Raw genomic sequence first — 26613 nt, forward strand, 5'->3', positions numbered from 1 at the left:
GTAGAAAACGGCGTTGATTGTAGGCGTGCCGGGCACGCGGGGCATTCCGCAAAAAATTCCGACGCACGAGTTTTTTGTGGACATGTCCGAAAACGGCCAGTCTTTTGGCCACCGATCCCTATCATGAAGCCATGACCAAGATCATCACAGCACCCGAGGAAGACGCCCGCTACCTGGCCCTCAAGGCGCGCGATGCGCGTTTCGACGGCAGCTTTTTCACCGGCGTGACCAGCACCGGCATCTATTGCCGCCCGGTCTGCGCGGTGCGCACGCCACGCCGCGAAAACTGCCGCTTTTTCGATCTCGCTGCCCAGGCCGAGCATGCCGGGTTTCGCCCGTGCCTGCGCTGCCGCCCGGAGCTGGCGCCGCAGTCGCTCGTCTGGTCGAGCCAGGACGCGAGCGGTATTCTGCTGCAACAGGCGCTGCGCATGCTCGACGCGCCCGAGAACTGGTCGGACGCAGAAGGCGGCGCCGTCATCGACTGGCTGGCGAGTCGCCTTGGCGTGACCGACCGGCATGTGCGCAGGATCTTCAGCGCGGCGCTGGGCATCTCGCCGCTGCAATATCTTCAGACACGCCGCCTGCTCGCGGCCAAGCAGTTGCTGACCGACACCACATTGCCGATCACGCAGATTGCGCTGGCCAGCGGGTTTCGCAGCGTGCGTGGATTCAACGCCGCGTTTCAGCAGCACTATTGCCTGCAACCCGGCCAGTTGCGTCGCGAAGGCAGCGAGCAGCTCCGGGGTGACAACAGTCAGTCCCATGTGATCCGGCTCGGCTGGCGCCCCCGTACGACGTGCAGGCGATGCTGGGTTTTCTCAAGACCCGCGCCATCGGCTCGCTCGAACAGGTGGAACTGTTGCCCGCCAAGGGGCTGCCCGGCATGCGCCGGACGCTGCGCATCGGAGACGGTGCGAACGCCGCCAAGGGCTGGTTCGACGTGCGCTTTGACGAGCCCGCCTCGCGGCTGCTGCTCGTGGTGAGCGATTCGCTGCTGCCCGCGCTGCCCGCGCTCATCGCACGTGTGCGTGCAATGTTCGATCTCGATGCCGATCTCACGGTGATCGATGCGGCGCTCGGGATTTCTTCGATGCAGGCGAAGGCATGCGCGTGCCGGGCGCTGCCAATGGTTTCGAACTCGCGGTCCGCGCCGTGCTCGGCCAGCAGATCACGGTGGCGGCGGCGCGAACGCTTGCCGAACGGCTGGTGCGGCAGTTCGGCGAGCCGATTTCCACGCCGTGGCCAGAATTGACGAACCTGTTTCCCACCGCCGAAGCGCTGGCGCAGGCAAGCGGCGACGCGCTCGGCTCCATCGGCATCGTGCGCCAGCGGCAGACGGCCATCAAGGCCCTTGCGGCGGCGGTAACCAGCGGCGCGCTGCGCCTTCAACCCGGCGAAGATCCCGAAAGCACCATGGCCGCGCTGCGCGAGTTGCCCGGTATCGGCGACTGGACCGCCCAGTACATCGCCATGCGCGCCCTGCGCTGGCCCGACGCCTTTCCCGCAGGCGACATGGCGCTGCAATCGGCGCTCGGAATCGAACGCGGCACGAGCGCCGCGCGCAACGCCGCCGCGGCGTCGCAGGTCTGGCGCCCCTGGCGCAGCTACGCGGTCATGCGTACCTGGGCAGGTCTGGCAAAACTGTGACCCCGCGCCCACCCATTGAACCCATCGACAGGAGATATTTCATGACGACATTTGCAAGCAATCTTGTGTGCACACGCTTTTCGACGACTCTGGGCGATATGTATGCCGCCGCGTCCGACCAGGGCCTGATCGGCCTGTGGTTCCACGACCAGCGTCATCTGCCCCATGAACTCGCGCCCGAGCTGCCCGGCCCCGCGTGGAAGACCGACGACAACCACCCGGTGCTGGTCGAGGCCAGGCGACAGGTGCAGGAATTCTTCGACGGCCAGCGAACGGAATTCGATCTTGCGCTCGATCTGTCGGCCGGAACGCCGTTCCAGCAATCCGTCTGGCAGGCGCTGCTGGACATCCCCCGGGGCAAGACGACGACCTATGGATCGATCGCACGCGGCATCGGCAAGAGTCAGGCCGTGCGGGCAGTCGGCGCGGCCGTGGGCCGGAATCCGCTGAGTCTGGCCGTACCCTGCCACCGGGTACTCGGTCAGGACGGCAGCCTTACCGGCTATGCTGGTGGTCTGGATCGCAAGATCGCTTTGCTGCGACTCGAAGGTGCCATGCAGCAGTCCCGCCCCGAAGAATCAACCGCCACATGACGACCCCACAAGCCGCATCGCCGCCGCCCCAACGTTCATGGATGCCCGAGTTCCTGTTGTTGTCCGCGATCTGGGGCGCTTCGTTTCTTTTCATGCGCGTTGGCGCGGCAGAGTTCGGTCCCTTTGCGACCGCAGGCTTGCGCGTGGCGCTGGCTGCGCTGGTACTGACGCCGTTCATGGTGCTCAAGGGCGAGTGGCCCGCACTGCGCAAGCATTGGAAGCAGGCGATGCTGGCGGGGGTGATCAATTCGGCCATTCCGTTTGCGCTGTTCGCCTGGGCGGTGATGCACATCACCACCGGCCTGACTTCGATTCTCAACGCGACGGTGCCGCTGTTTGGCGCGCTCGTCGCCTGGATCTGGCTCGGTGAGCGCATCGCGGGACTGCGCTGGGTCGGCCTGCTGGTCGGCTTTGTGGGCGTGGCGTTGCTGGCCTGGAAGGCTCCGGGCGGTGCAGGCATGAAGAGCGAAGACGCGGTCTGGGCCATCGGCGCCTGTCTTTGCGCCTCGACCTGCTACGCCATAGCCGCTAATTATGCGAAGCGGTATCTGGTAGGCGTTCCACCACTCGCGTCCGCCACCGGCAGTCTGATGGGCGCCACGCTCTGCCTGGCCATTCCCGCGATCATGAACTGGCCCGCGCAGATGCCCGGCGCGCGCGCTTGGGCCGCCATCGTGGCCATCGCCATTCTGTGCACCGGCATCGCCTACTTTCTCTATTTCCGTCTGATTGTGATCGCCGGCCCCAGCCAGGCGGTCGCCGTCACCTTCCTCGCTCCGGCCTTTGCGGTCGTCTATGGCGCGGTCTTTCTGCACGAGCCCGTGACGGCGTGGATGCTGGGCTGCGGCGTGATCATCGTGTGCGGGACAATGATGTCCACCGGGCTGATCGGCTCGGCGCGCCAACGGACCTGAAATCCGTGCAAAAGTTTGCGCACCGGGCTCGCCGCGCCTGAAGCAATAGATTACAATAATTTAAATTAAAAACCGATAGGTTTTGCGGTAGACCTGATGCAATGGGTTTTGCCGTAGCGGCGATGGGCGCGCTGGGTCCTTGAGGAAGGGGACCGGTATGCCGCCTGCATTCACTTCACTTCATTCAATGGCGGTCCATTTGGCATATGACCAATGAATTCTTCGTCACGGGATTGCTTCTGGTGACCTTGATCGTTGGTGCGGCGCTGCTGCCGATTTCGGTGCTGTTGCGCCCCAACCACAAGCAACAGATCGGAATCGGCGTGCTCAGCGGCGTCGCCGCACTGCTGGTTGCCGTGCTGCACCTGCACGGTCCGCTGGCGAGAGTCTCGTTCGTTCCTCCGAGCATTCTCGCGTCGGTGAGCTTTCTGTTCGGACCGGTTGCCGGTGGCGTGGCGACGGCCATTTCACTGCTCAAGCTGGTGGTGCACAGCCCCTACGGCTGGTGGATCAGCGCCGGGCTGTCCGTCTCGCTTTGGGGCCTGGGCAGTCTGATGTGGCAGTTGCAGCGACGCATGCGCGTGAATTTCTGGCTGATGCTGAGCCTGCTGGTATTGCTGGTGCCGCTGTTCATCGCACCGTGGGCCGCACTGAGCAATCCGTTCATCTTCCGCGAATGGAACGTCTGGGAAGTGATTCCCTGGCGCTACGTCATCGGGATGGTTCTGCTGTGCGGAGCCATGGGCCTGCTCATGAGCCGCGCACGCGTACTGCTGCGCCTGCGCCAGCGCGAGCGCGAGCTGCATCAGGCCCTGCGCGCGTCGGGCGGGGGCCGCTGGGAATGGAGCTGGCGCTCCGAACGGCTCTCCTACCAAGGCAGCTTTTTTCGCGATTTTGGTCTTGAGGACAGTCCCGACGATGACGCGCTTTCGGTACTCAAGGCAACGCAGTCGCGTGAAACGCTGGATGCACTGCGCGCCCGCGTGAACAAGGAAGATGCCAAGCGCCTCAAGATGTCGATAGAACGTTTGCGCTCGGGCACCGCGCAACATTTCCACGAGGAATTTCGCATCCGCGACAAGACCGGCAAGTGGCGCTGCGTGATTGCCCGCGGCAGCGTCGTCGAGCGCGACGCGTCCGGCGCGTGCTTGCGCCTGTCCGGCATGTTGCTCGACGTGACGGAACACCATGCCATGGCCGATGCGCTGCATCTGTCGGAGGTGAAATACACGACCTTCTTCAACACCCTGCCCGACCCCGCCGGAATCGTGCGCATGAGTGACGGATGCTTTGTGGACGTCAATCCGGCGATGGCAAGGCTGTTTCAGCAGCCCGCGTCCGAACTCATCGGCAAGCGCGCCGAGGAGATCGGCCTGAGGATGGACGAAGCCGATCGCGACCGGCTCCTGTTCCTGCTTCAGGAAGATGGGCAGGTCCACACCTCGCAGATGAAGATCAGCGTCGGCAACACGCTGATTCCCGGCGTGGTCTCGGCCCGCCGCACCCATGTGGACGGCGAGAGTTGCCTGGTGTTCGTCTTTCACGACATGACGCATGCGAATGCGGTGCAGGAAAGCCTGCGCACCACCAACGATCTGCTACGCGAGGCGAGCTGGCTGGGCCGTCTGGGCTCATGGGAAGGCGTGTCTGGCGTCGGTGTCACCTACTGGTCCGACGTCTGCTGTGAAATTCACGGCGTGCCGGCCGGAACGCCCGCTCCGCTCGACTACGTGGAACGCTTCATCGCCCCCGAATGGCAAGAGAAGGTGCGGGCGTCCAACAGTCTTCCGCGCGACGACAGCGCGGTCTGGGACATGGAGTTCGAAATCGTCCGTGCGGATGGCAGACGCGTGTGAGTGCGGGCGCGCAGCGAGACGATTTCGCACTACGGGGATAGCATTCACATGCGTGGCGTGCTCCAGGATATTGACACGCTGCGCCGCACCTCCGAGCGCATGCAGGCCTCGGAAGTACGGTTCGAGCGCATCTTCCATTCACTGCCGATTCCGCTGGGCTTTGTGCGCGACGACACAGGCCAGTTCGTGGATGTGAACCCCGCGTGGGAGCAGGCACTGGAATATTCGCGCGAGGAATGCATCGGTCACTCCATGGTCGATCTGAACATCTACTCGCAGGCCACGCGCGTGCAACTGCGGCAAAAAGCGATGGCCAACGGTCAGTTGGTGGCCCACGAAAACGAGTTGCGCACCCGCTCGGGCACCCTGCTCACGGTGCTCCAGTCCATGAGCCCGATCGAGGTCGCAGGCCAGTCCTGCTGGCTGATTTCGGTGCTCGACATCACCGGACGCAAGAAACAGGAAAGCCTGGTCCGCGAGCGCGAGGAGCTGCTCTCGCTCACGATTTCCGCCGCGTCGATTGGTCTTTGGGACTGGGATCTGCACGCCGGCACGATAGGAGGCGATGCGCGCTGGCATGGAATGCATGGCCGCGCTCCCGACCACGATGATCAGGCCGATGCGCTGCCATGGGAAACCGGCGTGACCGGCGCGCAGTTGGGAATGATCGAGCACGTATTGCACGAGCACATTCTCGATCCGTCGGTGCCGTTTGACGTCACCTGGCGCATCGCGCCGCCCCAGGCGCCCACGCGCTGGCTGCGCAACGTCGGCAAGATCGTCAAATGGGATTCGCATGGCGTTCCCGAGCGCATGCTGGGCGTGTCGATCGACGTGACGCTTCAGCACGAGCAACAGGAACTGCTGCACCACATGGCGCACTACGACGCCCTGACCGGCCTGCCCAACCGCGTGCTGCTGCAGCAACGGCTGCGTGCGGCTCTGGACGCGGCGGGCGCTTCAGGCTCATCGCTGGCTCTGGCCTATATCGATCTCGATGCGCTCAAGGCCGTCAACGATTCGATGGGACACGAAGTCGGCGACAGGCTGCTGGTGCAGGTCGCCGGAAGATTGCAGCGCGCACTGCGGCCCACCGACAGCGTCGCGCGCCTCAGTGGCGACGAATTTGCGGTCATGCTCTCCGATCTCGGTGACCGGGAATCGGCCGAAAAGCGCCTTCGCGTGCTGATGGAGGCGGTCGGCAAACCGTATGACCTCGAAGGCGTGTGCCTCGATCTCACGGCCAGCGTCGGCTACACCTATTTTCCCGAGGACACGGCCGACACCGACACCCTGCTGCGCCACGCGGACCAGGCCATGTACCAGGCCAAGCAGGCCGGAGGCAATCGCCTGCGCGCCTTCGACTCGGTCGAAGAGATGGCGAGGCAGACATTGGTAGAGCAACGCGACCGGTTCGAGGATGCGATCAACAACGGGGAACTCGCGCTCTATCTGCAACCCAAGATCAACGTGCGTACCGGCGAAGTCGTCGGGGCCGAGGCGCTGGTGCGCTGGGAACACCCGGAACACGGTCTCATCCTGCCCGGATCGTTCCTGCACGTGATCGACGGCACGGAACTCGAGGTCAAGTTCTCCGAGTGGGCCATGGATGCGGTGCTCCTGCACATCGAGGACTTCAAGCGCGAGGGGCTGGAGATGCAGATCAGCATCAATATCGATGCCGAACGTCTGCGCCACCGGGAGTTCGCGAACTGGGTGCTCTCGCATCTGGAGCGACATCCCAGGGTGAGCCCGCGCCAACTGGATCTGGAAATCACCGAAAACGCGGCGCTCTACGACGTCACCCATGTCGCGCGCGAACTCACGCAATTGCGTGCCGTGGGCGTGTCGGTTTCGCTTGATGACTTCGGCACTGGCTATTCGTCGCTGGCCTATCTGCGCAGGCTGCCGATTGATCAGCTCAAGCTCGATCAGAGCTATGTGCGCGGCATGATGCATGACGCCGCCGACCAGGCCATCGTGCAGGGCGTGATCGGGCTCGCGCGGTCATTCGGCTATCGCATCGTGGCCGAGGGCGTGGAGTCGGTGGAACAAGGCGTGCTGCTGGCGCGCATGGGCTGCCCCATCGTGCAGGGCCACGTCGTCTCGCCGCCCATGTCTGCCGAGCACTTTGCCGACTGGGTCCGCTGCTGGCAGGCGCCACAGGCATGGCGGGAAGCGGCCCGGAGAACCTCCGAGGAACCGCTTCCGCTGGTATAAAAAGAGCTGCTACCACCGCTCCAACCGCGATAACAGCCGTAAAACCGTTTGCCTGCTGCGTCCCAGTCAGCCCAGCAGTTCCTTGATCTGCTGCAAAGCCGTCGGGTCCTCCATCGTCGTCACATCCCCCGGATCGCGCTTTTCGGCAACCGCCTGCAAGGTGCGGCGCAGCAGCTTGCCGCTGCGCGTCTTGGGCAACGCGTTCACGAAGAACACGCGCGCCGGACGTGCCACGGCGCCGAGCTGGTTGTCGACATGCTTCATGATCTCGCCCTCGAACTTCAGCCGCGCGGCGTCGTCCGTCAGGCCCGACGCATCGCGTGCCACGGCGAACGCCATGGCCACCTGACCCTTGAGACTGTCGGCCACGCCCACCACCGCGACCTCGGCGATGTTGGCGTTGCCCGAGATGCATTCCTCGATCTCGCGCGTGCCCAGCCGATGACCGGCAACGTTGATCACGTCGTCGGTGCGACCCAGGATGAAGTAGTAGCCATCCTGATCGCGAATGCCCCAATCGAAGGTGCTGTAGATCAGGCGACCGGGAATGCTTTTCCAATATGTGTTGACGAATCGCTCGTCGTTGCGCCAGACCGTCTGCAGGCAGCCGGGCGGCAGTGGACCCTCGATGGCCAGCACGCCCTTCTGGTTGGGCGCGATCAGTTCCTCGCCATTGGTCTCGTCGATCAGCTTGACGTTGTAGCCGTGGACCGCCTTGCCAGGACTGCCGAAGCGCGAGGTCTGCTGCTCGACGCCGTTGCACAGCGTGAGAATCGGCCAGCCGGTTTCGGTCTGCCAGTAGTTGTCGATGATGGGCACCTCGAGCGCCTCACTGATCCACTTCGCGGTCGGCTCGTCGAGCGGCTCGCCGGCGAGCCACAGGGCCTTGAGCGTGGACAGGTCATGTCGCTTGAGATGTTCGGGTCCTGTTTCTTGAGCACACGCACCGCCGTCGGCGCGGAAAACATGTGCGTCACCTTGTACTTCTCGACAATGCTCCACCAGATGCCTGCATCGGGGCGCACCGGCAGACCTTCATACATGACCGTCGCCATGCCCGCGAGCAGCGGCGCATAGATGATGTAGCTATGCCCCACCACCCAGCCAATGTCGCTGGTGCAAAAGAAGGTGTCGCCCGGGTTGGCGTCAAAGATCCAGCGCATGCTCGATGCCAGCGCCACGGCGTAGCCGCCGGTGTCGCGTTGCACACCCTTGGGTTTGCCCGTCGTGCCGCTGGTGTAGAGCGTGTAGCTCGGCTGCGTGGCGTCCTGCCACACGCAGGGCACGTCCGCATCCAGATGCTGACTGCGCAGCGCGGCCCAGTCGTGGTCGCGCCCCGCGCGCATGTTGGCAGCCGCAAGACCGCGGTCAACGAGTAACACGGCCTGCGGCTTGTATGCCGAGAGTTCGAGGGCTTCGTCGAGCAGCGGTTTGTAGGCCACGACCTTGCCGCCGCGCGAGCCCGCATCGGCCGACACGATCACGGTGGGCTCGGCATCTTCGATACGCGAGGCCAGCGAGGAGGAGGCAAAACCGCCGAACACCACCGAATGAATCGCGCCGATGCGCGCACAGGCCAGCATTGCGAACGAGGCTTCGGCGATCATCGGCATGTAGATCAGCACGCGGTCCCCCTGCTTCACACCCAGGGCCTGCAGACACGCGGCCATGCTTTGCACTTCCCTGTGCAACTGCGCATAGCTGTAGACACGTTCGGTATTGGTTTCGGTGGAGATCGCGATCAGCGCGTTCTGGTGGGAGCGTTCGGCGAGGTGACGATCGACAGCGTTGTGGCACAGATTGGTGGTGCCGCCCACGAACCAGCGCGCAAACGGCGGATTGCTGTAGTCGCAGATCTGTCGGGGTGGGGTCTGCCACTCGATGAGCTGCGCCTGCTCGGACCAGAAGGCATCGCGATCTTCAATCGAGCGACGATGAAACTCGGAAAAACTCACCATGGGAACTGTCTCCTTATTTGATTCGACGAAGTTGTCCACCAATTTGGCAACGCCGTTGAATTCATTATGAATAGGCGAGTTTTCGTCAAGCTGACGCGACCACGGGCTCTGATCCCAGCTCACTTGACCAGCGCGAGCATCTCCTTGAAATCAGGGTGCTCGCAACTGCGCAGCCATTCAAACGCAACCATCTCGGTCGTCACGAGTTCGGCACCGGCTCCGGCCAGACGATCAAAGGCCGCGTCGCGATTGCGCTCGGTGCGCGAGCTGCACGCATCGGTTACCACCCAGACGTCGAACTCGTCCTCAAGCAGGTCAAGCGCCGTCTGCAGCAGGCAAACATGCGCCTCACAGCCGGCTATCACGATGGTGTTGCGCTCACTCGCCGGCTGCTGCGGCTTTTGCAGGTGTTTGGGCAGGCTGCGCGCATTGCCACCCTGCTGCGGCTTGGAAGGCGGGCGCAACCATTCGCCCAGACCTTCCTCGGCGGCGCTGAAATGCATCTTGGAGAGCGTTTTCGCGCACAGTGCGCGCAACTCCGCATCGTTTGCACCGAGCCGTGAAGGGTTCTGCTCCGTGCCCCAGACCGGCACATCCATCAACCGTGCAATCTTCGCCAGACGGCGCGCGTTCTCCAGCACCAGGGCAGCTTCGAAGATCACGGGCATCAAGCGCTCCTGATAGTCCACAAGCACCAATTGGGATTCGGATTCGTCAAGCAGCATGGAATCTACTCTTTCTTGCTAACGAGCAACGGGGATTCAAATCGGGGGATTGTCGCAGGAACCCGCCCTGCGGCAGCGATGGCGCCGGGCCGCGTCCGCCATTCGTGAATCATCCACGTTCACACACATGGCCGCCATCGTGCTGCTCGCCAAGTGGATGTGTCACGTGCCCTGAATGTGAACGGTTGCGGCTCCATCAGGGCTTGATACGCAGCAGCTTTCCATCCTGGCTGTCTGTGAGCAGATACAGCAGGCCATCCGGCCCCTGGCGGACGTCCCGCACGCGCTCCTTCAGATCGGGAAGCAAAATCTCGTCCTTCACGACCTTGTCGCCCTCCAATTGCACGCGATGCAGGCGCTGGAACTTGAGCGAGCCGATGAACAGACTGCCCTTCCATTCAGCGCCGTAGCGATCGCTGGTGAGCTGCACCATTCCCGACGGCGCTATCGACGGCACCCAGTAATGAACGGGCTGCTCCATGCCCGGCTGCTCGGTAATGCCCTTGCCGATGCGCCCGCCCGAATAGTTTTCACCATAGGTGATCACTGGCCAGCCGTAGTTGCGGCCCGCGCGCACCAGATTGAGCTCGTCGCCGCCCATCGGGCCATGTTCGACGAGCCAGAATTTTCCATCCGAAGCCAGTGTGGCTGCCTGCGTGTTGCGATGGCCCCAGCTCCAGATTTCCGCGAGCGAATCGGCCTTGCCCTCCAATGGATTGCCGGCCGCCGCGCCACCGTCCGGCTTGATGCGTACCACCTTGCCCTGATGATTGTTCAGCGTTTGCGCCTGTTCCTTGAAGTTGTACCGGTCGCCAAGCGTGAGAAACAGCATTCCGCCGGAATCCTGAACGATTCGGCAGCCAAAATGCATGGCGCTGCGCACCTTGGGCTGCTGGCTGAACAGCACCTTGAGATCCTTGAGCGCATTTCCCCTCGCATCAAGCGTCGCGCTCGCCAATGCGGTGGAGTTGATCGAGCGATCCTTCGCGTCCGGCTCGGAAAAGCAGAAGAAGATCCGCTGATTCCTTGCGAAGTCACGATCAAGCACCACATCGAGCAGACCGCCCTGCCCACTCGCCGCCATATGCGGCATTCCGCGCAGGGCGGGACCGAGCAGGCCCGACTCGTTGACGATGCGCATGCGACCGGGCCGCTCCGTCACCAGATAGCCGCCTCCGGGCAGAAACGCCAAGCTCCAGGCGTGCTCCAGACCCTGCGATACGGTCTCCACCTTCAGCGTGCGTTTGGACGCCTCGGGCAAAGGGGTGTCTGCGGGAAACGGCTGCGCAACCGCGTTCATGGCAACCGAACCCACCCAAAAAACCACCCCCCACGAGGCGGCGTTGCGACAAGTCGCGAAATTTTTTACATATTGCAACATATTATCCCCTGATTGATCCATATGAGTGATCTCGCCGGTTCGATGTCGCCCAGCTTTCCGCTATTTATATAGGACAAGGCCTTGTTCCATTCCTTTTTCACCCTTTCAGGCCTCAGGTAACGATATGTCAAAAAAATGACAGATTCAGGGTTTATCCGAATCCCTGTAACATTTTTACCGGTAGATACAGAGTCAAGTCGTGCTACTCTCGCGCCCCATGTCCAGATGGTTTTGCGTACTGTTACTTGTGTTTGCGAATGCTACCTATGCCGCGCCGAAGAACGGTGGCGATGATATGGAGCACCTGCTTGCCGAACGTGGCCTGATAGCTCAGCTTCAGGACGTGCGCCATGGCATGGCGGATCGCACTTCCGAACTCATTTCCACCGCCATGGGCTTCATTGGCGTTCCCTACCGCCGTGGCGGCAACACGGCGGAAACCGGATTTGACTGCAGCGGCTTCGTCCGGGCCATCTACGAGAAAGCGCAAGGCCTTGCATTGCCGCGCGTTGCCAGAGAGCAGGCCGACGCCACCGAAGTCATTGACAAGCAGGATCTGCGTCCCGGCGATCTGGTGTTCTTCAACACGATGCGCCGCGCATTCAGCCACGTCGGCATTTACCTGGGCGACGGCAAATTCATCCACGCCCCGCGCTCCGGCGCATCGGTTCGCGTGGAAGACATGGGCATTTCCTACTGGCAAAAGCGTTTCAACGGTGCGCGTCGCGTGAGCGACGAAGAAGCCGCCGATGACATCGTCAGGCTGATCCAGCAAAAGTAAACCGGGCAACGTTTCCCGACCCAAGGCCTGCATGAACCCATGCAGGCTTTTTGCTTTTTGCGCAGTTCATCGCAAATGCAAACTTGTTTTGTCGTCTTTGCGCAAACCTATCGGATGCCAAGCACAATATGCGCGCCGCGCGTGCAGCATCTTCGCTGACACACAATCGAGTTGGGACTGCGTTACAGTCAGCGCCTCCATCTCGTTGGCGGGCGCTTTCTCCCGATTTCCCACAATCGGGGACGGTCTGCCGACTCAATCAATGAATCAATCGTTTTTTCCAAGGGAGCTGGTTTCAACATGATGAATATTCTGGGTACTTTGTTTGTAGGTCTGATCGTTGGCTTTCTCGCACGCGCGCTCAAGCCGGGCGACGACAGGATGGGCTGGATCATGACCGCGCTGCTGGGCGTGGCCGGTTCGTTCCTTGCCACCTACCTCGGCGTGGCCATGAACTGGTACCAGCAGGGTGATGCCGCTGGCTGGATTGCCTCGGTCGTCGGCGCCATCGTGTTGCTGTTCATTTACGGCCTGATCCGCCGCAAGGCATGATCGGTATCGCGACATTGGCGAACCTCGGGGTGATCGTTTGAAGAGCGGGTTGTTCACGCGCGGTCCCAGCGCCGAGCATCTGGCGGGAGACGATCCCGCCTTGCGGGCTGCCGTCGCGCGCAGCCGCAAGCTGCTCAAGAATCGAGCGCTGGTCGCGGCGGTTGCCGGAGCGGTGCCCCTGCCCGGCCTCGATTGGGCAGCGCAGGCGGCCTTGCTCTCGCGCATCATTCCCAAGATCAACGCCGAGTTCGGGTTGACGCCGCAGCAGCTGGATGAACTCTCTCCCGAAAAGCGTGACCGTGTGCAGAACGCGATCACGGTGGTCGGCTCAGCATTGATCGGCAAATTCATCACGCGCGAGATGGTGCTGCGCCTTGCCAAGGTAGTTGGCATGCGCATGTCCACCGCTCAGGCGGCCAAATATGTGCCGCTCGCGGGCCAGGCCGCTTCGGCCGCGCTCAATTACGCCACGCTGCGCTTTCTTGGCGAACAGCATCTGCGTGATTGCGTGCAGGTGGCGAAGCAGGCGCAACTGACGCTTGAGCCCGCGCCCACGCGGTCTGCGATTTCCACGCCATCACATTCGCGATAATATTTCCGCTTTTCCGGTGTCGCCGGTTTCTGCTCCCTCGCCCACACAGGTAAGCGCAGGAAGACCGGCTCCGCGCAGCATCCCGTGCCGCGCCTTTCGTACCCGAGACCACTCCCGTGCCCTCCTCCTTTCAGCCACGCATCACGCTCATGACCCTGGGCCGTGGTGATGGCTTGCTGGGCATGCGCTCGCAGGGCAAGCTCGGGCCGCGCGGCGATTCCGTGAGTTTTGCGCAGATCGACTGGGTCTACCGGCTGAACGACGGGACGCTCTGGCAGACACCAGCGCCGACCTCGATTCTGCAAACGCGCACGCCGCAGGGCATTGGTACCGTCGAGCGGGACCGATCCGCAGAGCGGGACGCCATGGATCGCGTCTGGACGCTCGGGCTCACGCCCGTCGCCTCCGACCGTCTGCAATGGCGTCATCCCGACATCGAGCGCGAACTCGGGCCGCTCTGGACCTTGCCGCAGGAAGCCATGTTCGCGGATTTCTGGGCCGACATGCTTCCGGTGCTGCGTAGCGAGGGCTGGGACATCCACATGCGGCCCGGTTTTGCGCACGAGAGCGTGGCCGTGCAGCGCTGGCACATACGGCTCGGCAGCGCGTCCGGCGAGATCGAAAGCCTCCAGGTCGCCGGTGATTTCGCGGCCAGACCGGAGCCGGTTCAGGCGATGCAGCTCGCACGCCGTGAGGGCGCATGGCTCCTGAGTCTGGGCATCGAAATCGACGGCGTGACGCTCGATCTCGTTCCGATGCTCGCGAATCTGCTGGCGCGGGACTCGCGCTGGCTGTCGCTCGAGCATATCGACAGCGTTGACGATCTTTCAATGGTCCAACTGCGCGCGGTCGGCGGCAAACGCATCGACGTGCCCGCCGCGCCGCTCAAGGCGATACTGCGCACCATGGTGGATCTCATTGCCGATCCGGCACGCAGGCAATTGCGCGAGGGCGAGCCCATCGCATTGCCGCACTGGGACCTGCGCCGCATCGAAGCGCTGCGCACCGCCCTGCTCCAGACCGGCCGCGTTGCCCCTGACAACCAATGGCAACTACAGGGCGATGCGGGCCTTGAGCTGCTCAGCAGGCGGCTGCGCAAACAGGGCACGCCGCAGCCCCTGGACGCGCCGCGAGGTCTGGGCATCACGCTGCGCAACTATCAGCTCGATGGCCTGGCATGGTTGCAGTACCTGCGTGCCAATCATCTGGGCGGCATTCTGGCCGACGAGATGGGGCTCGGTAAAACAGCCCAGGCGCTCGCCCATGTGTGGATGGAAAAGCAGGCGGGACGGCTCACGCATCCAGCGCTGATCGTCATGCCGACCTCATTGATTTTCAACTGGCTGGCCGAGGCGCGCATGGTCACGCCCGAACTGCGTGTTCTTGCGCTCGTCGGCCCCCATCGCTCCGAGCGCCTGCTTCAGGCCGGTGACCACGACCTCGTCATCACCACCTACCCGCTGGTCTGGCGCGACGTCGATGCCCTGTCGGCAAAGCCCTGGCATCTGCTGATCCTCGACGAAGCGCAGATGGTGAAAAACGCGGGCAGCCGCACGGCGCGGGCGCTGCGCCGCATCAAGGCACCGCACCTGCTGTGCCTGACCGGAACGCCGCTCGAAAATCATCTCGGCGAACTCTGGGCGCAATTCGATTTTCTGATGCCCGGATTTCTCGGCGATCCTCATGGCTTTGGTCGGCGCTGGCGCAAACCCATCGAGGAAAACGGCGAGACGCTGCGTGCCGAACTGCTCGCCAAGCGGATTGCACCCTTCGTGCTGCGCCGCCGCAAAAGCGAGGTAGCGAAGGAGTTGCCCGAACGCACCGACATACTCGTGCGCGTCGAACTAGAGGGCCGCCAGCGCGAGCTGTATGAAGCCGTGCGCACCGCCTGCGACAAGGAGGTGCGCCGCGTGCTCAAGGCGCAGGACTGGGGCAATGCCGCACAGATCGCGATTCTCGATGCCCTGCTCAAGCTGCGCCAGGTGTGCTGCGATCCGCGCCTGCTGCGCGGCACGAGCGTGCACCCGGACACCGAGCGCGCCAAGCTCGAACATCTCGCGCAAATGCTTCCCGAGTTGGTGGAAGATGGCAGACGCATTCTCGTGTTCTCGCAATTCACGTCCATGCTGCGGCTTGTGGCCGAATTGCTCGATTCACTCGGCCTCGGTTATCTGATGCTGACCGGTGCGACCGCGCCGGGGGAGCGCGAGCACATCGTCGCCCGTTTTCAGCAAGGCGGCGAGAATGCGCCACCGATCCTGCTCGCCAGCCTCAAGGCCGGCGGCACGGGATTGAACCTCACCGCTGCCGATACCGTGATTCATCTCGATCCCTGGTGGAACCCTGCCGTTCAGGAGCAGGCGACCGCGCGGGCCCATCGCATTGGCCAGACGCAGCCGGTGTTCGTCTATCGCATCGTCGTGCAGGGCAGCATCGAGGAACGCATGCTCGAATTGCAGGAACGCAAGCGCCTGCTCGCGCAAGGCGTCCTCGGCAGCGACGCGGCGGGTGCCATCAAATTCAGCGCCGACGAACTTGCGGGGCTTCTGGCACCGCTTACCGAACCCGGCAACAATCCGCTCGCAATCCTCGCAGCCGATACCAGGCGCTGGGGTGGCACGGGCAGGCGCGGCCTTCACTGAGGCCGCTTTCCACAAGGGCTGAACGCCTCATCGTCCGTGCGGCGGTGAGCTTATTGAGCGTGTGGTCATTGGCAGTGCGATTCGCCAATCTTGCAACAATGCCCCATGACGAACACAAAGGATGCCAGACGCTTCTGGCTGATGAAATCCGAGCCCGATGAATGCTCGATCGACGATGCCCTGGCTGCGCCAAAGTCCACTGTGCCATGGACGGGAGTGCGCAATTATCAGGCTCGCAATTTCATGCGCGATGAAATGAAGATCGGCGATGGCGTGCTCTTCTACCACTCGAGTTGTCCCGAGCCAGGCATTGCAGGCATTGCGGAAGTAGCGTCTGCCACCCGGGCCGACCCCACGCAGTTCGATGCGCGCTCGGATTATTTCGATGCCAAGTCCGATCCCGAAAAACCACGCTGGTTGCTGCTCGACGTGAAGGCGCTGCGTAAGACTCGCTTGTTGAGCCTTGCCGAGTTGCGCGAAGACCCCGAACTTGCCGATCTCACGGTGCTGAAACGCGGCAATCGGCTGTCCATCACCGAAGTGAACGCTTCCGACTGGAAACGAATACTCCAACTTCTGAAGTAGCACGGCGCCACTTGTTTAGCGTGAGATAGGCAAAGCTTAGCGACAGCTGGAATCAAATCCTTGCTTAAAAAAATAGCCTGATTTCCCAAGCGCGTGCACAATGCGCACATGCCAAATATTGCCGCAATCCTCAAATCCGAAATTTCACGCGTCGCCCGTAAGGAGGTTCGCGCTGAAACCGAGTCCCTACGCAAGATGATCGCCGCACAGCGATCCGCGATTGCCGCGCTCAAGCGCGAACTGGCCGAATTGCGTAAAGACACCAAGCGCACGGCTCCCGCGAGGAAGACCGCCGAAGTCGATCTCGACGCGCCGCAAACCGACGAGGTCAAGCGCCGCTTCAGTGCAGGCCGCCTCGCCACGCACAGGCAAAAGACCGGGCTGTCCGCTGCCGACTACGGCGCGCTGGTCGGCATCTCGGGCAGAGCATCTATCACTACGAGCAAGGCAAGGCGCGTCCTCACGCCGCCGTCGTGCGCAAGCTCTCGATGATCAAGGAAATGAGCAAGGCCCAGCTCGCTGCGCTGCTCAGCGAACAGAAAACCCCGACCTGAGGAATATCGCGAGGTAGCAGCGGCCCACGGGCATGCACCCGTGGTGCGGCTGCCCGTCAATCGTGGCGCATCGAGATCGTCTTCAACTGCGTGAAGCCGTACAGCGCCTCGAATCCCTTCTCGCGCCCATGGCCGCTCGCCTTGTAGCCTCCAAAGGGCAACTCGATGCCGCCGCCCGCGCCGTAGTTGTTGATGAACACCTGCCCCGCCCTGATCTTGCGGGCCATGCGCATCTGCCGACCGCCGTCGCGCGTCCAGACGCTCGCAACGAGGCCAAAATCCGTGCCGTTCGCAAGTGCGACGGCCTCTTCTTCGGTATCGAATGCCGCCGCTGCGATCACCGGGCCGAAGACTTCTTCCTGCGCCAGGCGATGCGTGATCGGCACGTCGCGCACCAAGGTGGGCACCTGATAAAAGCCGTTCGCGGGTGCCCCATCGGCAAGTGCGCCCTGGGCGGCAATCGACAGCCCGTCCTTTTGCGCATCGTCGAGGAACGATTTCACGCGCACCTGCTGGCTCTTGCGAATCAGCGGGCCGCAATCGAGATCCATCTGCGATGAGCCGACCTTCAACTGTGCAAAACGCCCGGAGAGCAGCGCAATCACTTTCTCGTAGATGCTGCGCTGCACCAGCAGGCGGCTGCCAGCGGAGCATGTCTGGCCCGCGTTCTGCACGATGGCATTGATCACGACGGGCAGCATGGCTTCGAGATCGGCGTCCTCGAATACGATTTGCGGCGACTTGCCGCCAAGCTCGGTGGTCACCGGCGTGTGATTTTCAATCGCCGCCTTCACGACGAGTTTGCCCACGTTGGGTGAACCCGTGAACGAGACGTGGTCCACACCGGGGTGGGCGACGAGATCGGCGCCCGCCTCGTGCCCATAACCGGTGACGATGTTCAGCGTCCCGGCAGGAAAGCCGACATCGCGGGCCAGCTCCGCCACGCGCAAAAGCGACAGGCAGGCATCTTCGGCAGGCTTGACGACCACCGTGTTGCCCGCCGCCAGCGCACCGCCCACGCTGCGCCCGAAAATCTGCATCGGATAGTTCCAGGGAACGATGGCGGCAGCCACGCCGTAAGGCTCGCGGATCGTGAGCACTGTGTAGCCATTCTGGTAGGGAATGGTCTCGCCCATGAGCTTGTCGGCCGCGCCGCCGTAAAACTCGAAATACCGCGCAATCGCTGCCGCATCGGCGCGGGCCTGCTTGAGCGGCTTGCCGCAATCGCGCGCCTCGATCTGCGCAAGTTCTTCTGCATGTTCGATCAGTTTGGCGGAGAGCTTCATCAGCAGGCGTCCGCGCTCGGTCGCCGTAAGCTTTCCAAAATCGCCCATAAACGCTGCACGCGCGGATTGAACGGCGGCATCCACATCGGCCGCCGTACCTCGCAGGATGCTGTCGTAGGTCTCACCCGTGGACGGATCGACCACGTCGATGGTCTCGCCCTGCCCGGTCCACTGGTTGTGAATGAAGTGCTGATGCATGATGCGGTTTGTCTCCGTTGTCTGAACAGGTTTGTTGCTCGCCAATTTACCGGCTGTGGCCTACCCCGCGCTGCAACGTGGTCACCAGACTCGGCACCAGGGCCTCGGCGCCCGCCTGCGCTACCGCGCTGGCATAGGTATCGTGCACGGCGTCGGCAATGTCCTGCGCGGCATGGGTGTCGTGGGCCATCGAGACGTAGTAGCCCATGTCCTTGAGCGCATTGCCCATGAAGAACCTGAGCCCGCTCGGGTCCTGATCGAGCAGGAAGGGACGCAAACGCTCGAGCGCCACGCCACCGCCGCCGCCCTTGGCAAGCACGTCGACAAACACCTCGGGCGATACCCCGCCGCGAAACGCACAGGCTGCGGCCTCCGAAATCAGCGCGACCGTGCCAAGGGACACATAGTTGTGCAGCAGTTTCATGCGATGGCCGGTACCGACCGCGCCGGTATGCGTGACGTTTTCGGCAAAGCTGCGCAGAATCGGCATGCATTCGGCCAGCACCGCCGCATCGCCACCCACGAGCAGGTTGAGCCGGCCTTCCGCCGCCTCCCTGGGCGTGCGCGTCATTGGTGCATCGATGAAGCGAATCCCCACGGCAGCCGCCATCGCCGCCACGCGTTCGGTCGAATCAGGCAAGGCGGTGGAGCAGTCGATCACCGCCGAGCCTGGCTTCATCGCAGCCAGCGCACCTTCGTCGCCGAGCAAAATGGCTTCGACCTGCGGCGACCCGGTCACGCAGAGCACCAGCACGTCCACACTGGCGGCAAGCGCCTTGAGCGAATCGACCGATTGCACGCCGAGCGCCTGCAATTGCGTCAGCGGCTGATTGCCGGGATGCTCAAGCACCGTCAGCGCATAACCCTTGCGCGCGATGTTCAGCGCAATGCCGTGGCCCATCAGGCCGACGCCGATCAAACCGATATGTGGGGAACTCATGCTGCAGATCTTTCAGGAAGGGTTAGGCGTCAGTTGGCCGAAAAGAACATCATCGCGGCCAAGGCAGGGTTCCATCTCCGCGATTTCACTGACTCCATGAATCAGATCCATTTTGCCTCGGTTGTCGCCATGCCCGTGGTGTCCGCCAGCGCGATGCCCGCGAAGCCGAGCAAAGCGAAATGCCCGGCGATCTTTCGCACGTCCAATCGGGCAGGCATCACCTGACGCTCGAAAATCTCCAGCGCGAATTTCCGATAAATTTCCGAGAATCGTCAGGGATGACAGATTGGCTTTCGCTAACCCTGCACAATGGGGCATGGATTTCAAGCCAAAAGATCTCAGTTCCACCCCATCACCCATCGCTCTGCCTGCCGTTCGCCCACTGGTCAGCGCAATCCTGCTCGCACTGATGCTGAGTTCCTGCGGTTCCACGCCCAGGACTCCGGTCAACACAGTGGATCGCGCCCGGCCAGCGCCTCCCGCAGTCGTGAATGGCAATGGCGTGCAACCGGATCGGCCTTCGCTCAGTCAGCCCGAGCCAGCAGCTCCCGCGCAGATCGCACCAGTCCCGACGGTCACGCCTGTGGAACCTGCGGAACCGATTGTCCAGGTCGCTGCGGCAACGCAAGAAGCGGCGTCGGCCCCGGCGGCTCCCGCAACGCTCCCCGAACCGGTGGGTGCCGCGAGAAAGGAAAGTTTCGAGCAGTGGCTCAGCACCTTCGAGCAGCGTGCGCTTGACGCCGGCATCAGCGCTGCCACGGTCAAACTCGCGCTCGACAAGGCCCGGTTCGTGCCGCGCATCGTCGAACTGGATCGCGCCCAGCCCGAGTTCACGCGGCCGCCTTGGGCGTACATCGATGGTGCCGTATCGCAGGCACGTATCGACCAGGGCCAGGCGCTCATCAAGAAGCATCAGCGCGTCTTCAATGCCGCCGCGCAGCGCTACGGCGTTCCCGCCTCGGTCATCACCGCGATCTGGGGCATGGAAAGCAATTTCGGCAAGAACTTCGGCAGCTTCCGCGCGGTCGATGCACTGGCCACACTCGCCTACGATGGCCGCCGTGCCGACTGGGCGAGCCGCGAACTGCTGATTGCGCTGAAGATCATTGATCGCGGCGACATCCCTGCCACGCAGATGCTCGGCTCCTGGGCCGGTGCGATGGGCCACACGCAATTCCTGCCTTCCGCGTATCAACGCTTTGCGGTGGATGCCGATGGCGACGGCAAGCGCGACATCTGGGGCAGCATTGCGGATGTCATCCACTCCACCGCCAACTTTCTCGCCCAATCCGGCTGGAAAACCGGTGAAGACTGGGGCACGGAAGTGCGGCTACCCGCCAATTTCGACTACGCGCGTGCCGAGGTCAAGCTGACACAGCCAACGTCGGCCTGGGCCGCAGAAGGTGTCCGAAGCCTCGACGGCAGCCCGCTGCCGCCGCTGGATGACGCGTCCATCATCACCCCGGCGGGCGCTCGCGGACCGGCGATGCTGGTGGGCAACAATTTCCGCACGCTGCTCAAGTACAACAACTCGAACAACTACGCGCTTGCCGTGGCGTTGCTCGCCCAGCAGATCGACGGCGGAAGCGGACTGGCTTCGAGCTGGCCACGCGAGCTGGAGCCGCTTTCGCGCTCCGAAGTGCGTTCGCTGCAGGAAGCGCTCAATGCCAAGGGGTTTCAGACCGGCACGCCCGATGGCGTCGCCGGCCCGGCCACGCGCATCGGCCTGCGCGAATACCAGAAGAGCGCAGGTCTGCCTGCCGATGGCTATGCCACGAAGGACCTGCTGGCCAGGCTGCTGGGCACGGCCGCGCCCCGCTGACGCATGGAAAAAAGCCCGCTCGAATTGGCGAGCGGGCTTTCATGAGCCAATGGAAGGAGGATGGGATGCCCCATCCACCCGTTCAAGCCTTCCTGGACTTTTCGTAGTTCGCCACGCCGTCGGTCAGTTCCTTGTGCGCTTCGTCCATGCCGCCCCAACCCAGTACCTTGACCCACTTGCCTGCTTCCAGATCCTTGTAGTGGGCGAAAAAGTGCTCGATGGCCTTGAGCTTGATCTCGGGAATGTCGCCCAGCGTCTTGATGTCGGCGTATTCCTTGAGAATCTTGGCGGTCGGCACGGCCAGCACCTTGCCATCCATGCCGGCTTCGTCTTCCATTTTGAGGATGCCAAGCGCGCGGCAGGGAACCACCACGCCCGGTGGCAGCTTGTAGGGTGTCATCACCAACACGTCCACCGGATCACCGTCGCCCGACAGGGTCTGGGGCACATAGCCGTAGTTGGCCGGGTAGAACATGGCGGCCGTCATGAAACGATCCACGAAGATGCAACCGGTTTCCTTATCCACCTCGTACTTGATCGGATCGGACTCCATCGGGATCTCGATCACGACGTTGAAGGCTTCAGGCAGGTTCTTGCCAGCGGGGACGTTGTTCAGGGACATGGTCTCGACAGTCTTTGAATGAAGAAATGGGGGATTGACGTTTCGCCTGCCGCCAAGAAGCGCCGAACAATCCATCGACGTGTCGCAGGGCAGGAACACGTCGATTTTAAGACCAAGCCTCTTGCGCGGGCTTTCAACCCGACGGACGGCCATCGCGAGCGAGAAAAAACCGGAACCAAGGCGACAGCGGAAACATGGCGTCTATCGCACAATGGCGTAGTTTTTGCGCCAGCGCAATACTGCCCCCGCCACGACCCAAATAGAAATGCCGCTCTCTTCGCCTGTTGCCCGTACCGCCAAACATGTCCGCCGCGTCACCTATCAAGGCTTTCAGCGTGATGATGGGCTATGGGACATCGAAGGCGAATTGCACGACAGCAAGGCTTACGACGCGCAGCACGTGCGCGACGCGAGCCGGATGCGCCGCGCGGGTGAGCCGATTCATCACATGTTCCTGCGCGTGACCGTGAACCGCGAACTGGTCGTGCAGGCCATTGAGGCGTCGATGGACGCACACCCGCTCGGTGGCTGCCCCGGCGCGCTCGAGTCGCTGCAAAGCATGGTCGGCTGCAGCATGATGCGTGGCTGGCGCAAGGCGATTCAAGCCAATCTGGGCGGCGTGGTCGGCTGCACCCACATTCGCGAACTGCTGTTCAACCTCGCCACCGCTGCCTTCCAGACGATGCCCTCGGTGTTCGAAAGTGACAATGAGGAACCGCCGCGGCACCTGAACCAGTGCACGGGTTGGGCCTTCGACGGCGAGGGCGTCAAGGAGTTCTATCCGCAGTTCTACACGCGAAGCGCCGTCACCGGAACGAACTGACGCGAGCGGCGACCAACCCGTCGCCGATGCCCGACCGCGCCGCATGGCGCAAGCCCGGGCCATCCTCAAAACGTCCCTACCCGCAACTGCATTGCGATGCGGCGTTTATGATCCCGGGGCAACTTTTCGATCCTGTATGTATCGAAAAACGTCATGGATAGGCGCTTCATGAATTGAACCGCCTCAGGTTCCATGCACAGGCATTTGCAGAAACTATAAAACCCCATGGCAGAACGCGTCATTCCTCTCGTTGATCAGCGCCGCAGCGCATTTCCCGCCGCCGTGCCAGCCGGAGGAGTGCCGGACCTTGCCTCGCCGCTGCTTGATCGCCACCAGAGGCCCTTGAGAGACCTGCGCATCAGCGTCACCGACCGCTGCAATTTCCGCTGTTCCTACTGCATGCCCAAGGATGTGTTCAACAAGGACTATCCGTATCTGCCGCACAGCGCACTTCTGAGTTTCGAGGAAATCACGCGCTTGGCCACGCAGTTCCTGCGTCTCGGCGTGCGCAAGATTCGACTGACCGGTGGCGAGCCGCTGCTGCGCAAGAACATCGAACAATTGATCGCGCAACTCGCGCGGCTGCGAACCAATGACGGCAAGGTGCCGGATCTGACGCTCACCACCAACGGATCGCTGCTCGCGCGCAAGGCTAGGGCATTGCGCGAAGCGGGCCTGTCGCGCGTGACCGTGAGTCTTGACAGCCTCAACGACGACATTTTCCGTGGCATGAACGACATGGATTTCCCCGTTGCCGAGGTGCTTGCCGGCATCGAGGCGGCAAACAGGGCCGGGTTCGAACATATCAAGGTCAACATGGTCGTCAAGCGCGGCACCAATGATCACGAAATTCTGCCGATGGCGCGGCACTTTCGCGGCACGGGCATCACGCTGCGGTTCATCGAATACATGGACGTCGGTTCCACGAACGGCTGGCGCATGGACGAGGTATTGCCTTCGGACGACGTCATCCGCCTGCTTCAGGACGAATTCCCGCTCGTGCCGCTCGCCGCGAGTTCGCAGGGCGAAACCGCCAAGCGCTGGGGTTACGCCGATGCAAGCGGCGCGCACGACCCCTCGCAGGGTGAGGTGGGAGTGATCAGCAGCGTCACCCATGCGTTCTGCGGCGACTGCAACCGCGCACGGCTCTCCACCGAGGGCCAGCTCTATCTCTGCCTGTTCGCCCAGCAAGGCTACGACCTGCGAAGCCTGCTGCGCGGCGGTGCCAACGACGATGACATCGCCGCCGCCGTCAGCCAGATCTGGAATGGCCGCAGCGATCGCTACTCCGAGCTGCGCGCCAGTCTGCCCGCCGATACCGGAGCGGGCACGCGCCGCGTGGAAATGAGCTACATCGGCGGATAAACTGCGGGCTTCTCCGCTGCTTCGCGCCCGATCATCGCGGGCGTGTGTTTCATGCCCTCTGACGCCGACGCCCCCACGCACGCCCCGGTGCGCATCGCGCTACTGCAATCCGCTGATGCCCCGGCCTACAAGGTGCTGCGCGACGCCTCTTTGTTGCGCACACCCGAGGCGTTCTCGACCGACTACGCCACCGCTGTCACAAGGCCGCCAGCCATATATTCGGCGCGCTTCTCCCGTCCCGGAGATGGCCCGTTCTATCTGGGTGCGTTCACGGAACAAGGCCGGCTCGTTGGCAGCATCGGCTTTGATCGCGAGGAGGCGCGATTCAAGCGCCACATCGGCCATATCAATGCAGTCATGATCGATGTCAATTTTGAGCACCAAGGAATCGCACGACAATTATTGGAAGCCTGCATCGCGCACGCCGAGCAGATTGCCGGTCTTGAGATCCTGCAACTGGGCGTCACCGCGAGCAGCGAACGTGCCGTGCGGCTGTATCAAAGAGCCGGCTTTCGTTCCTATGGCCGATTGCCGCGCGCCGTCGTGATTGACGGCATCGGTCACGACCATCTGCTGATGCTCCGCCCCCTCGCTGCCTGCCCCGCCTTGAATTGACCCCATAAATGACGTCTCTTGAGTCCATCGCCTCCAACATCGCCCACTACGACGAGGACGACATGCACGTCGACGCGGTGCATGGGTTTCTCGCGCGCATGATCACCCCGATCACGCAATGCGAGACGGTGCCGTTGATCGACGCGCTCGGGCGCGTGCTGGCCGCCGATGTGATCTCCGCGGTCAACGTTCCACCGCACGACAATTCCGCCATGGACGGCTTCGCGTTTCACGGATCGAGCCTTCAGGGCGGCAGGCCGCTGCACCTCAAACCCATAGCCACCGCACTCGCTGGACACGCCTGGTCGGGCCATGTGGCCGCCGATGAATGCGTGCGCATCATGACGGGTGCCGTCATGCCCGCCGGGCTTGACACCGTGGTTCCCATCGAGCGCACCACCCAGGCGGCGGATGGCAGCATCGAGATCGCAGCCGACGGTTTGCGCCCCGGAGCGAATCGCCGCCTCAAGGGAGAAGACCTGATGCAGGGCGGCATTGCTCTGGCTGCGGGCGAGCTGGTCACGCCTGCCGCGCTCGGGCTGCTCGCCAGCCTCGGGCTCTCGCAGGTCAGCGTGACGCGTCGGCTGCGCGTGGCCTATTTCTCCACGGGCGACGAAATCCTCGGGCCCGGCGACGCCCCGCGCGAGGGAGCGGTGTACGACAGTAACCGCTTTTCCCTGTTCGGATTGCTCATGCGCCTGGGCGTCGAGGTGATCGACCTCGGCACGGTTCGCGACGAGCCGCAACGGATTGAAGCCACTTTCTTCAAGGCCGCTGCGAGCGCCGACGCCGTCATCACGAGCGGCGGTGTCAGTGGCGGTGATGCCGACCACATCCGGGCAATGATGAAGCGGCTGGGTGACGTCGCGTTCTGGCGCATTGCGATGCGGCCCGGCAGACCCATGGCCGTCGGCTGGCTGAATCGACAAGACTGCGCCGACGACGGTAGGCGCTGCGTGCTCTTCGGCCTGCCGGGCAATCCGGTCGCGGCAATGGTGACGTTTCTCGCGTTGGTGCGCCCTGCCTTGCTAGCGATGATGGGCTGCAAGCGCGCTGCCCCCCCTCGATTGCAGGCCGTGTGCACCGAAACCCTGCGCAAGCGCCCCGGACGCACCGAATTCCAGCGTGGCATCGTGACCCAGGCAGCCAGCGGCGCACTCGAAGTGTGTACAACCGGTAGCCAGGGATCGGGCATGCTCAGTTCCATGGTGCATGCCAATGGGTTGATCGTCCTGCCGCACGACACCGCCAGCATCCACCCCGGCGACACCGTGGAAGTGATGATGTTTGAAGGAATGATCTGACGCGACAAGTCGATATCCACCCCCTGAAATGCGTTCGGCCGCCGCGCAAAATGGCCGAACTCGATACTTGATCGCGCCACAATCGGGAGACAAACAACATGCCCTACACCAGCCGTCACGCCGCCACTCCACCCACGCGCGAATCCGTCGATCAACTCACGGGAGCCACGGTCATCGAGTTTGGAACGCCATGGTGCGGCCACTGCCAACGCGCGCAGCCGCTGATCGAACAGGCGCTTGAAGACCTGCCTGACGTCGCACACGTCAAGGTCGAGGATGGCCCCGGTCAGCGCCTTGGACGCAGCTTCGGCGTCAAACTCTGGCCGACACTCGTGTTTCTCAAGGACGGCAAGGAAATCGAACGCCTGGTTCGTCCCGGAACGGCACAAAGCATTCACGAGGCGATTGAAAAAATCTCCTGAACGACCGGGCACGTCGGCGACTACTCGGGAACTCTGGCTCTCGAACGCTTCATAATTCGAGGCTTTGTGTCCGCTAGACATCTCGCATAGTGCGATGGGCGGCAGTTGTTCCTATTCCCCCTATCGCCGCCCGCCATGCTCTACACCCCAAATCCCGCGACCTTCGGTTGGTACGAACTGGGATGGTTTGCCTTTGTGCTTCTGTATTCGGCAACC

The 26613-nt window shown here is 62.9% G+C and carries 22 protein-coding genes and 2 pseudogenes; 18 read left to right on the top strand and 6 right to left on the bottom strand.

The window, feature by feature from the left end:
• Positions 1-131 precede the first annotated feature (131 nt).
• The 5 genes and pseudogenes from H9K75_RS03395 to H9K75_RS23445 all read left to right on the top strand — a co-directional run bounded on the left by H9K75_RS03395 (position 132) and on the right by H9K75_RS23445 (position 7230).
• Positions 132-1647, top strand: a pseudogene (locus H9K75_RS03395) (Ada metal-binding domain-containing protein).
• 41 nt (positions 1648-1688) lie between these two features.
• Positions 1689-2240 carry a methylated-DNA--[protein]-cysteine S-methyltransferase gene (locus H9K75_RS03400; protein WP_187724767.1) on the top strand — a complete coding sequence of 184 codons (552 nt, stop codon included), beginning with the start codon at positions 1689-1691 and terminating at the stop codon, positions 2238-2240.
• Positions 2237-3154: a DMT family transporter gene (locus tag H9K75_RS03405; RefSeq protein WP_187724768.1), complete on the top strand. Its 918-nt coding sequence runs from the start codon at positions 2237-2239 to the stop codon at positions 3152-3154. Before H9K75_RS03400 ends, H9K75_RS03405 begins: the two co-directional genes overlap by 4 nt.
• A 206-nt stretch (positions 3155-3360) precedes the next feature.
• A complete protein-coding gene (locus H9K75_RS23440; protein WP_226858503.1) occupies positions 3361-5010 on the top strand; it encodes a PAS domain-containing protein in 1650 nt (549 codons plus the stop codon).
• A gap of 48 nt (positions 5011-5058) precedes the next feature.
• Complete coding sequence (locus H9K75_RS23445) at positions 5059-7230, top strand: sensor domain-containing protein (RefSeq protein WP_226858504.1); 2172 nt, start codon at positions 5059-5061, stop codon at positions 7228-7230.
• A gap of 66 nt (positions 7231-7296) precedes the next feature.
• Here H9K75_RS23445 and H9K75_RS03415 read toward each other — a convergent pair.
• The 3 genes and pseudogenes from H9K75_RS03415 to H9K75_RS03425 form a co-directional block, all read right to left on the bottom strand.
• Positions 7297-9188: pseudogene (locus tag H9K75_RS03415) on the bottom strand (propionate--CoA ligase).
• Positions 9189-9307: 119 nt separating this feature from the next.
• On the bottom strand, positions 9308-9913 hold the full coding sequence (locus tag H9K75_RS03420) for an isochorismatase family protein (RefSeq protein WP_187724769.1): 606 nt from the start codon (positions 9911-9913) through the stop codon (positions 9308-9310).
• Between the two features lie 196 nt (positions 9914-10109).
• Positions 10110-11213 (bottom strand): PQQ-dependent sugar dehydrogenase, encoded by a 1104-nt coding sequence (locus tag H9K75_RS03425; protein ID WP_187724770.1) that lies wholly within the window; start codon positions 11211-11213, stop codon positions 10110-10112.
• A 298-nt stretch (positions 11214-11511) separates the two neighbouring features.
• Here H9K75_RS03425 and H9K75_RS03430 point away from each other — a divergent pair, with 298 nt between their 5' ends.
• The 6 genes from H9K75_RS03430 (at position 11512) to H9K75_RS03455 (ending at position 16938) form a co-directional block, all read left to right on the top strand.
• Positions 11512-12075: a C40 family peptidase gene (locus H9K75_RS03430; protein ID WP_187724771.1), complete on the top strand. Its 564-nt coding sequence runs from the start codon at positions 11512-11514 to the stop codon at positions 12073-12075.
• Between the two features lie 300 nt (positions 12076-12375).
• A complete protein-coding gene (locus H9K75_RS03435; RefSeq protein WP_187724772.1) occupies positions 12376-12627 on the top strand; it encodes a GlsB/YeaQ/YmgE family stress response membrane protein in 252 nt (83 codons plus the stop codon).
• Between the two features lie 49 nt (positions 12628-12676).
• Positions 12677-13219: a hypothetical protein gene (locus H9K75_RS03440; protein ID WP_226858505.1), complete on the top strand. Its 543-nt coding sequence runs from the start codon at positions 12677-12679 to the stop codon at positions 13217-13219.
• A 149-nt stretch (positions 13220-13368) separates the two neighbouring features.
• Positions 13369-15861 carry a DEAD/DEAH box helicase gene (locus H9K75_RS03445; protein ID WP_187725892.1) on the top strand — a complete coding sequence of 831 codons (2493 nt, stop codon included), beginning with the start codon at positions 13369-13371 and terminating at the stop codon, positions 15859-15861.
• A gap of 105 nt (positions 15862-15966) precedes the next feature.
• Complete coding sequence (locus tag H9K75_RS03450; RefSeq protein ID WP_187724773.1) at positions 15967-16446, top strand: EVE domain-containing protein; 480 nt, start codon at positions 15967-15969, stop codon at positions 16444-16446.
• Positions 16447-16554: 108 nt separating this feature from the next.
• Complete coding sequence (locus tag H9K75_RS03455; RefSeq protein WP_319016870.1) at positions 16555-16938, top strand: hypothetical protein; 384 nt, start codon at positions 16555-16557, stop codon at positions 16936-16938.
• A gap of 118 nt (positions 16939-17056) precedes the next feature.
• Here H9K75_RS03455 and H9K75_RS03460 read toward each other — a convergent pair whose 3' ends face one another.
• Positions 17057-18484, bottom strand: coding sequence for an aldehyde dehydrogenase family protein (locus H9K75_RS03460; RefSeq protein WP_187724774.1), 1428 nt, complete (start codon positions 18482-18484; stop codon positions 17057-17059).
• A gap of 46 nt (positions 18485-18530) precedes the next feature.
• Positions 18531-19424 carry an NAD(P)-dependent oxidoreductase gene (locus tag H9K75_RS03465; protein WP_187724775.1) on the bottom strand — a complete coding sequence of 298 codons (894 nt, stop codon included), beginning with the start codon at positions 19422-19424 and terminating at the stop codon, positions 18531-18533.
• Positions 19425-19457: 33 nt separating this feature from the next.
• Between H9K75_RS03465 and H9K75_RS03470 the strand changes: the two genes are divergently transcribed.
• Both H9K75_RS03470 and H9K75_RS03475 read left to right on the top strand, forming a co-directional pair.
• Positions 19458-19649 carry a hypothetical protein gene (locus tag H9K75_RS03470; protein ID WP_187724776.1) on the top strand — a complete coding sequence of 64 codons (192 nt, stop codon included), beginning with the start codon at positions 19458-19460 and terminating at the stop codon, positions 19647-19649.
• Positions 19650-19833: 184 nt separating this feature from the next.
• Positions 19834-21246 carry a lytic murein transglycosylase gene (locus tag H9K75_RS03475; RefSeq protein WP_187725893.1) on the top strand — a complete coding sequence of 471 codons (1413 nt, stop codon included), beginning with the start codon at positions 19834-19836 and terminating at the stop codon, positions 21244-21246.
• 82 nt (positions 21247-21328) lie between these two features.
• Here the strand turns inward: H9K75_RS03475 and ppa are convergent, their stop codons facing one another.
• A complete protein-coding gene (gene ppa / locus H9K75_RS03480) occupies positions 21329-21868 on the bottom strand; it encodes an inorganic diphosphatase (protein ID WP_187724777.1) in 540 nt (179 codons plus the stop codon).
• 265 nt (positions 21869-22133) lie between these two features.
• On the opposite strand from ppa, the gene H9K75_RS03485 reads away from it, so the two are divergent.
• The 5 genes from H9K75_RS03485 to H9K75_RS03505 all read left to right on the top strand — a co-directional run bounded on the left by H9K75_RS03485 (position 22134) and on the right by H9K75_RS03505 (position 26397).
• Positions 22134-22691, top strand: coding sequence for a DUF2889 domain-containing protein (locus tag H9K75_RS03485; RefSeq protein WP_187724778.1), 558 nt, complete (start codon positions 22134-22136; stop codon positions 22689-22691).
• A gap of 225 nt (positions 22692-22916) precedes the next feature.
• A complete protein-coding gene (gene moaA / locus H9K75_RS03490) occupies positions 22917-24056 on the top strand; it encodes a GTP 3',8-cyclase MoaA (RefSeq protein WP_187724779.1) in 1140 nt (379 codons plus the stop codon).
• 51 nt (positions 24057-24107) lie between these two features.
• Positions 24108-24671, top strand: coding sequence for a GNAT family N-acetyltransferase (locus H9K75_RS03495; protein WP_187724780.1), 564 nt, complete (start codon positions 24108-24110; stop codon positions 24669-24671).
• 8 nt (positions 24672-24679) lie between these two features.
• Positions 24680-25975 carry a molybdopterin molybdotransferase MoeA gene (gene moeA / locus H9K75_RS03500; RefSeq protein ID WP_187724781.1) on the top strand — a complete coding sequence of 432 codons (1296 nt, stop codon included), beginning with the start codon at positions 24680-24682 and terminating at the stop codon, positions 25973-25975.
• A gap of 98 nt (positions 25976-26073) precedes the next feature.
• Complete coding sequence (locus H9K75_RS03505) at positions 26074-26397, top strand: thioredoxin family protein (RefSeq protein WP_187724782.1); 324 nt, start codon at positions 26074-26076, stop codon at positions 26395-26397.
• Positions 26398-26613 lie beyond the last annotated feature (216 nt).

This window comes from Diaphorobacter aerolatus (genome assembly GCF_014489535.1).
Classification (GTDB): Bacteria; Pseudomonadota; Gammaproteobacteria; order Burkholderiales; family Burkholderiaceae_C; genus Diaphorobacter_A; species Diaphorobacter_A aerolatus.